This window comes from Anabaenopsis arnoldii (genome assembly GCF_028331025.1).
Classification (GTDB): Bacteria; Cyanobacteriota; Cyanobacteriia; order Cyanobacteriales; family Nostocaceae; genus Anabaenopsis; species Anabaenopsis arnoldii.
Window position 1 is genome coordinate 1 of record NZ_JAQMUH010000102.1, and the last position, 8,279, is coordinate 8,279.

General features: G+C 43.5%; 8 protein-coding genes. 2 read left to right on the forward strand and 6 right to left on the reverse strand.

The annotated features are described in order from the left end of the window. Positions 1–392: 392 nt before the first annotated feature. The 4 genes from PN457_RS09345 to PN457_RS09360 form a co-directional block, all read right to left on the reverse strand. Positions 393–1,172: a photosystem II S4 domain protein gene (locus tag PN457_RS09345; RefSeq protein ID WP_271732869.1), complete on the reverse strand. Its 780-nt coding sequence runs from the start codon at positions 1,170–1,172 to the stop codon at positions 393–395. 68 nt (positions 1,173–1,240) lie between these two features. Continuing rightward, on the reverse strand, positions 1,241–1,744 hold the full coding sequence (locus PN457_RS09350) for a hypothetical protein (protein WP_271732870.1): 504 nt from the start codon (positions 1,742–1,744) through the stop codon (positions 1,241–1,243). A gap of 89 nt (positions 1,745–1,833) precedes the next feature. Next, on the reverse strand, positions 1,834–2,241 hold the full coding sequence (locus tag PN457_RS09355; protein WP_271732872.1) for a hypothetical protein: 408 nt from the start codon (positions 2,239–2,241) through the stop codon (positions 1,834–1,836). A gap of 86 nt (positions 2,242–2,327) precedes the next feature. Then, positions 2,328–3,779: an MFS transporter gene (locus PN457_RS09360; RefSeq protein WP_271732874.1), complete on the reverse strand. Its 1,452-nt coding sequence runs from the start codon at positions 3,777–3,779 to the stop codon at positions 2,328–2,330. A 71-nt stretch (positions 3,780–3,850) separates the two neighbouring features. On the opposite strand from PN457_RS09360, the gene PN457_RS09365 reads away from it, so the two are divergent. Further along, positions 3,851–4,378, forward strand: a complete 528-nt coding sequence (locus tag PN457_RS09365; RefSeq protein ID WP_271732876.1) for a phosphoribosyltransferase — start codon at positions 3,851–3,853, stop codon at positions 4,376–4,378. A gap of 2 nt (positions 4,379–4,380) precedes the next feature. Here the strand turns inward: PN457_RS09365 and chrA are convergent, their stop codons facing one another. Next, complete coding sequence (gene chrA, locus PN457_RS09370) at positions 4,381–5,616, reverse strand: chromate efflux transporter (protein ID WP_271732878.1); 1,236 nt, start codon at positions 5,614–5,616, stop codon at positions 4,381–4,383. Positions 5,617–5,646: 30 nt separating this feature from the next. Continuing rightward, entirely contained in the window at positions 5,647–6,564 is a 918-nt protein-coding gene (locus PN457_RS09375) for an AEC family transporter (protein WP_271732881.1), read from the reverse strand. 99 nt (positions 6,565–6,663) lie between these two features. Here PN457_RS09375 and PN457_RS09380 point away from each other — a divergent pair, with 99 nt between their 5' ends. Further along, positions 6,664–7,464 carry a M15 family metallopeptidase gene (locus PN457_RS09380; protein WP_271732880.1) on the forward strand — a complete coding sequence of 267 codons (801 nt, stop codon included), beginning with the start codon at positions 6,664–6,666 and terminating at the stop codon, positions 7,462–7,464. Positions 7,465–8,279 lie beyond the last annotated feature (815 nt).

Consider the following 8,279-nt stretch of genomic DNA (forward strand, 5'->3'; position numbering starts at 1 on the left):
AGTTAAAGGCGATAGCGAAGCGCTGCTGCAAGCAGATCGCTCTGACGGTATCTGGGAGGGGGTGCAAGATCCCGGACTTGTCTCGCAAATATTTAATAAGTCCCTAGGTTATGGAAGAAGTCGGGGATCTGTGGGGCGATAGCGAAGCGCTGCTGCAAGCAGATCGCCACCCAGAGGAACCGGGGGTTAGAAACCCCGGTCTGAAAGCTAAAGTCAGATAAATCTGACTAGAAAATCATGTGTTTGATTATCTTGAGAGCAGTTAAAGGCGATAGCGAAGCGCTGCTGCAAGCAGATCGCTCTGACGGTATCTGGGAGGGGGTGCAAGATCCCGGACTTGTCTCGCAAATATTTAATAAGTCCCTAGGTTATGGAAGAAGTCGGGGGATCTGTTACATATATCTGGTTAATTGGACTCGATAACGCTCTTTTTTGGTTACAGCAATTTCCCCTACTTCTAAACGTCCCTTACCGCGAATAGCGATTAAGTCCCCTGATTTCACCTGAGAACTAGCTTGATTAACGTCTTTCCAATTAACGCGGACATCACCACTCTCAATAAAAGTGACCATTTTACTGCGGGACATTCCAAAACCAGCGGAGGCGATCGCATCTAATCGCAGGGAAGCTTCGACGCTAGTTAGTTCTTTCTTTTTAGGTTCCCTAACTTTTAACTCCGTGAGATCAATCACTTGAGTTTTCACCGGAACCGAGCGCACCTGTTGCAGATTCATTTGTAAAAATTCTGCCAACTCTGGTATAACAATTGCTTGGGCTCCCCGTTCTCCGAGTACGATAATATCCCCGGTTTTTTCCCGGACTATACCGGTTCCCAACATTGCGCCTAAAAAGTCCCGGTGGGTAGCGGTATCAAACAGAAAATTACCAGCAATTTCTAAAGCTACAAGGTCAACTTGAGATTGATCTAAAGGAAGTTCTGAGCGAGCGATCGCCATTCTTTGGCGTTCTGCTTGGGGATAACCTCCCCACCCTACTAATTGTACATCTGTTAACCGACTAAATACCCGGTTAATTTCTGCCAATTCTGGCGGTGACAAAAAATCAGTTAAAACCACTTCCCAAGTTTTAATAGCTTGTTCAGCCTGATCAATCACACGGGCGATAGTATCACGATTTTCTACACCCTTTAACAGTTCTTCTCTGGGTAACATGATGTGAATGGTAAAATTTATGGTAAGATTTCAAATCTTTTTGTTGGAAAATTTTGCATAGTTAATTTCTAAGTGCCAGATGTATCAGCATACCCCTGGATATTTTCCGGGTCAAATTTCCGTAAAATCCTGGTTGCTTGGCGGCTAATAGCCTCAGACACCTGAGCCACAACTATGTATTTACCCATATCTAAACGATTGCGGTAGGGTAAAGCATCACCACTGAGGAGTAACCCAACACCACCACCGACAAACACGCTACCCATAGCGCCACCCACAGCGCCTAACAGTCCCCCAAGGACGTGGTTACCAATTTCCCCGGCCCAAGGGAAAGTATCTAAACCTGTAATTAAACTAAAGGTAAAACCTGCAAAAAAACCAAATGGTATTAACCAGTATGACATCAGCCTAGCTTGCTTTTGCGCTTGCTCTTTGGGGTCAACCAAGCCAAACTCATCAGCGGTTTTATAACCCCTACCCAGAATAGTGCTTTGTATACCTTCTGCTTCTAGAGCTAAGTAAGCGGCTTCGGCTTGAATGCGGTCTGGTAATACAGCAATAAGGTAATTCATGGAAGCAATAATAATGGTTTGATAAAAGTTCTTATGTTCTAATTATAGAGTATCAGTGCTGCCACAATTAAGCTCCTAAGTTGAGAGATTCAGGACATATTACCATTATTCCATTGTGGCGGGGTTGGTGTATCCATAGGGGCGCAAAAATCTGTGACACCTTGCTTGAGAACATATATCAGAACTGGTGTAGCCAAACTCTCAGGGAAACTGGGCATTTTTTTGAGACGTTCCATGATCCTGACCACAGAGCTACTTAACAAATCTTCGCGGTATTCCTGTTGACAAATTAGCGATCGCCATTTTCTGGCCATAGCATCTAACCACTCAGAGTTAGTGATTCCTGGTTCTTGTCCTGCTCGGATAGCCAAGCTCATCGCTGCATCTTCTAAGTCTCCATCACAATCTTCAATCAAGTCTAGGGCTTCCATCGCACTGGAATCATCAGCTAACTGAGAACGAAACAGGGCAATTTCTTGGGATGTAACTTTGGTCATAGAATATTGAAAGTCATTTAAAATCTAAATATAGCAATATCCAGCTATAATATTTGATTTTTTGTTCTTTACCAACCCTAATCAATTTAACTGTTGCTCTTTTCCCGACGTGCTTGCAAATTCATCATCATCTGTGCGTAAATCTCCCGATTGATTGGGTAAAAATAGATCAGAAACAAGCCAGAAATCAAGAAAATTGTTGGTAGTGGACCTACGGCGAAGCGGATGGCTAATAATGCTGAGTCTGGTTGTATGGGTAGGGTGGTTTCTCCGGGTATAGCTGCTTGAAAACCAGATGCTTCTAAGGCGTTACCCACTAAAAATATTCCCAGAGCTAAACCTAATTTTTGCAGTAACACCATAAAGCCATAAAAAATACCTTCTCTGCGTTGTCCTGTTTGCAGTTCATCTAACTCAATCACATCTGGAATTAGTGACCAGGGAATCAGATAAGCTGTGGATACCCCACAACCAGCCATGACGGCCATAAAATACATTAAACCTACCTGTCCGGGTTGTAAAAAGAATAAACCCCCTGCGGCTAATATCCATAAACTCATACCCAGAAAATAAACTACTTTTCTGCCGATTTTTTTACTCAAACCACCCCAGACAAATAACATGAGTAAAGCTGTTCCCTGGACTGCAATCATGGTGGTGGGAATATCGGAGTCTTTCAGACCCATGTAGTTGACGACGAAATAAGGTATGGTGGTGGCTGTGATTTGTACTGCTAGCCAAGAACAAAGATAAATCCCAATCACAAATAGATAGGGTCGATTATTAAAGACGATTTTTAGTTGTGCTAAGAAGGGTATAGATACGGGTTGTTGTCCTTGGTGGCGTTGATTTTCAAAAGCTAAGACGCGGTGACGGACTCCAAAAGCACATATATATAACCCGGAAACGGAAATTACCGCACACACTGCGGCTAAAATCAAGTATTGTTGTTCGCGATCGCTAATAGTAGAAAAAATAATTTGTGCTAGGAGCAAAGACAAAATACTACCACCAATAGAGAACCCGAAGCGAAAGCTATTCAAGGTAGTACGTTCATCATAATCTTGAGTCAGTTCCGGGGTCATTGCCGCATAGGGCAAACCAACAACGGTAAAAAATACTTGGGAGATTAACCCAATTACAACATAATACCAAAATAAAGGCCAAATATTAGTAGTGGGGTCTGTAGTAAAACGTGGTACAATCCACTGTAATAAAAAAATCATCCCAAAGGGAATAGCCCCATAGACTAACCAAGGGAGACGACGACCCCAGCGACGGGATTTAGTTCTGTCGGATAACACGCCGATCATGGGATCGTTGATGGCATCCCAAACTTTACCAATCATCAAAATACTACCAGCTAACCCGGCGGGAATCCCAGCAACATTGGTAAAAAAAACCAGGAGAAAAAATATAGAAATATTACCAGTAACTGCTGTCCCTAAATCTCCAGCGCCATAAGCTAGTTTAGTTTTCAGATCCAGTTTTTGATTTTCGGGGTTAATTGGGGCGGATTCATCAACAGAATCATTCATGCTCATACTAAAATATAAAATTTATACTTGATTTATACTTGCTTCAGTATCACCTAAACATCACCGCTTTTATGTCAGACCTTTACATTTCTTGGTCAGATTATTACCAAAAAATTGAACGCCTAGCGGCCCAAATTTATCAATCAGGTTGGGAATTTAACCAGATTGTTTGTCTTGCTAGGGGGGGACTGCGAGTGGGGGATATTATTTCCCGGATATATCAGCAGCCTTTGGCAATTTTAGCTACATCATCTTACAGTGGTTCTGGGAAGCAGGAAAGGGGTAATTTAACTCTGGCTCGTCATATAACGATGACTACGGAAAAATTAGGTTCCCAGATTCTCCTAGTTGATGACTTGGTAGATTCGGGAATCACCCTTGAGGAAACTATACCTTGGCTGAAGGAAACTAGTAATTTTAATGTTGTGGAAATTCGCACGGCTGTGATTTGGTATAAAGCCTGTTCTGGTTTCCAACCTGATTATTACGTTGATTATCTGCCCGATAACCCCTGGATTCATCAACCCTTTGAACATTATGAACATATGACACCGGCAGAAATAAACAGTAAAATTACTCAATTATTGGGTAATTTTTAGTATTAAATTATAGCCCCAGCTATCAAACCCAGGATGGCCCCAGTAGGGACTAATTGCCATGTGGGACGGCGGAAGCGGACTAGGGCAATTAAAGCTAAAATGGCGACTATCAACGCGAACACGGAGCGAACCGGGGTATCTTGAATTATGGCTGTTTTTGCCAGGGGAATGGCTGCAGCTGCGATCGCTCCTAGAACCGCAGGGGTTACCCCGCGCAAAAAGCTGCGAATCCAGGGGTTTTGACGAATGCGTACTAACAGGGGTGCAGCCCCCATAATGAATAGGAAGGATGGCGTAAAAATTGCTACACAAGAGATTAAAGCCCCCAAAGCCCCAGCCACCTTATAACCAATGAATGCGGCGGTAATGACTACAGGACCGGGAGTAAATTCGCCAATAGCAACACCGTCGATAAATTCCCTGGGGGTTAACCAATGAAATTGATTAACTACTTCTAACTCCAGGAGGGGGATAATTACTAACCCACCGCCAAAGATAAAACTACCCACCTTCAAGAAGAATATTGTTAGGGTTAAATAATACTCTTGAATCCGTTCTAGTCCCCAAAAGCTGGATAATGTTAGGGTCTTACTAGTTACCATTGCCATGGTGTGGGGTAACATCTGCATCAGGGGTACAAGGGGAACTAGCCAAATAGTGGAAGCGGGGGGGTAAATAACTAACCCTACCATCCCCGCTAACAAGAATTGCCACAATACATTGAGGGGAAATAGTACAGTAACCACAAAAACCGTGATGGCGATCGCAATACCTGGATAATCAGTAATAGCTCGTTTGGCTAACTTCCAGCAAAAGCCGAAAATAATCGCAATCACCACCGGGGTAATTCCCAGAAACAAATTTTCAATCTGTGGTATACCCTGAAACCGAAAATAAGCCCAAGACAGGATCAGGACAATCACAAAAGCGGGGAGAATAAAACAAATCCCCGCCACCAAAGCCCCCAAAATTCCCCCCCGCAGGTATCCGGTATAAATTCCCATCTGGGTAGAAGCCGGACCTGGTAACATTTCACAAACCGCGACCCCGGCTAAAAATTCCTCCTCGGTAAACCAACCCCGCTGCACCACAGACTCATCATGAATCATGGCAATATGAGCTTGGGGGCCACCAAAGCCAGTCAAACCAAGCTTGAGAAATAATTGAGCTAGTTCGAGCAACCGAGCCGATAACCTAGGCTGTGAGTCTATAGATTTATGATTACTTTCTTGATTCATGTCTGGTTAATCAGTAGGAGCAGATATCAATCAAAACAGCCACAGCCAAATGGGGAGAGTAACTAGTAGTAGTATACACCCCAGTGCTAAAGAAGTCACCGCCAGATCACGGTCAAGATTAAAAGTTTCGGCAATTATTAATGTGGCAAATGCTGGAGGCATAGCCATTTGTAGTAAAATTACTTGTGCGGCTTTACCAGTCACCCCCCAGAGTGGCAAGGTGCTACCAATCAATAAGGGAACAATTAACATTTTAATAGTTAAGCTGATACCCGCATCCGGTAGCCTGTGCCAAGAATTTAGGCGAGATAGCCTCATGCCAATTAACACTAAAGTTAAACTAACTACAATCCAACCTAATATTTCTAGGCTATATTCAAAAACGACCGGGAGGGTAACTTGGCGAAATAGCAAGCCAAAGGCGAAACTCCACAGAGCAGGATTCACGACAATTGACTGGGTAATTTGCCCGTAATTCCTGATATTACCGCCAAAATGAGATGCTAATACTATACCAAAGCCATAGGCCCCAAAAAGTGATCCCAACATATCGTAAAATAAAGCCCAGGCAAAGTATTCCTGACCTAATAATGCGAGAGTGATGGGGAAACCCAGGTAACCTGTGTTACCAACCATTGCAGCTAGGAGTAAACTACCTTGTGTTGATTTGTGGTGGATGTTTTTGGTCAAATAGGCTTGACCTTTCATCGCCCACCAAGCCAAAAATGCCCCTAAAAAAATGGCTAAGTGGGCGATAACCGGAGCAATCCAAATCTGTCCGGATAGGTCGGCTTTGCGGAGAAAAGCAATAATACTTATGGGGACTCCTACCCAAAATAGCCCTTGACCGACACGAGTAGGAACCGTAGGAGGTAGTTTGCGTCCCAGGATAAAACCTACTAGGACTAATCCCACCAGTTTAAAGTATAGTTCTAGGAGGTTACCCAAAATTGCGCCCTGGAATAATAGATATGAATGGTACTGAAGATGTTTATCTCCCCAGTCTACAATTTTTGATAAATATTGCACAAAAACAGGAGATGTCTCTTGAGTAAAGCCCGGTTTTCTAAACAAGCCCATCAGTTATCAGGCGACCCTAGTGAAGATATTCCCGTGGCTTTACGGGATGTCCCTGAGAGTACAGCCAAACCGCCTGTGCAAAATCTAGTTTTGGTGATGGGGGGACTCGCAGGGTTTATTCTAGTGGGTTTAATTGCTGGTTTGTGGTTCTTTGTGATCTCACCTAGGGCTGATGTTGATTCCTCATCACCTCAGAATGTAGATGCACAACCTGGGGATTCTGTCAATAGTCAAGATAATAATGTCGATGCCCTCTTAGGTCATTTGACATACCCAGAAGCGCCGCAGTCAGAACTGTTAGCAATTACTGCCGATGGGCGCATTAGGTTGCGAACAGCAGCGGCTCAAAGGTATCTGGCTATGGCTCAAGCGGCGCGACGTGAGGGTGTAATTTTAGTGCCAATTTCTGGGTTCCGCTCCGTGGAAGAGCAGGAACAGTTATTTTTTGCTATTGGTGCTAGGCGTAATCAAACCCCAGCCCAAAGGGCGGCTTTGAGTGCGCCCCCTGGACATAGTGAACATCATACAGGCTATGCTGTGGATATAGGTGATGGCGCAGCACCAGCTACTAATCTCCAAAGCAACTTTGAAAATACCAGGGCTTTTCGCTGGTTAGAAGCAAATGCAGCCCGTTTTGGTTTTGAACTGTCCTTTGGAGAAAATAACCCCCAAGGTGTCAGTTATGAACCTTGGCACTGGCGTTTTGTGGGCGATCGCCATAGTCTAGAATTATTCTACAAAGCCAGAAATTTAAACCCCAAACCATGACGGGTCAGCATTTTCTCATGTCGCCCCATAGCCAATTAAACCAGCAAAGATACCCTCATGGACTTGATTTATCAAGGTTTCAGCAATTACTTGATGAGCTTTAGTGGATCGGATGAATGTCATCCCAAAAGAAATATTCATCAGGAGACACTGGATTAATTACGCCACTTAGGGGAGTGGTGAAATCGTTACACCCGTCATCATTTTGACCATTACTCAGTTCTTGCAGCGCCTCAAACTTATCTACTAAAAATAAATGAATATAGCAATCCTATTTGAGTTGAGAAATTATCAGTGAGGAAAGGGAACACACCGAACAGGGAACAGGGAACAGAAATTGTTCATGAATCATTTAGGATTGCTATATTAAAATAGGGTGCTAAGTTATCTAATTTTTGGCTTAAAGTGGTGTTAAAGCTCTGAGAGGATGTTTGATAAGTCATGATTAGTGTATCAAATATTGTTTTACCCCACCCTAACCCTGCCCTTGTAAGGGGAGGGGATTGGATTTGATTGTTTCGGTTCCCCATTCCCCAATCCTTCCGGTGTTCGGTGTGTTCCCCAATCCTTCCGGTGTTCCCTGTTCCCTGTTCCGTAAGATAAAAATTACCTGTTTAATACTTTCCAAACATCCTCTGAGTAATGGCTGTAGCCCCTATAGCGTCAGGAGTATTGTAGTCAAGAGTTTGTGAAATTATAGACAAATCTACAAAGTCACTTTACCAGGGGTAAACCTGATTGGAGTTACTCCTAACCCCTCTATCCCGTCTGCAAAAGCGTTCAGGACTGCTTTTCTTAATATATTGTACGCCCCA

Excerpts from the sequence above, each read along its gene's own strand:
- PN457_RS09365 (WP_271732876.1), top strand. The coding sequence starts at position 3,851 with ATGTCAGACCTTTACATTTCTTGGTCAGATTATTACCAAAAAATTGAA.
- PN457_RS09350 (WP_271732870.1), bottom strand. The coding sequence starts at position 1,744 with ATGAATTACCTTATTGCTGTATTACCAGACCGCATTCAAGCCGAAGCC.
- PN457_RS09355 (WP_271732872.1), bottom strand. The coding sequence starts at position 2,241 with ATGACCAAAGTTACATCCCAAGAAATTGCCCTGTTTCGTTCTCAGTTA.
- PN457_RS09360 (WP_271732874.1), bottom strand. The coding sequence starts at position 3,779 with ATGAATGATTCTGTTGATGAATCCGCCCCAATTAACCCCGAAAATCAA.
- PN457_RS09345 (WP_271732869.1), bottom strand. The coding sequence starts at position 1,172 with ATGTTACCCAGAGAAGAACTGTTAAAGGGTGTAGAAAATCGTGATACT.
- chrA (WP_271732878.1), bottom strand. The coding sequence starts at position 5,616 with ATGAATCAAGAAAGTAATCATAAATCTATAGACTCACAGCCTAGGTTA.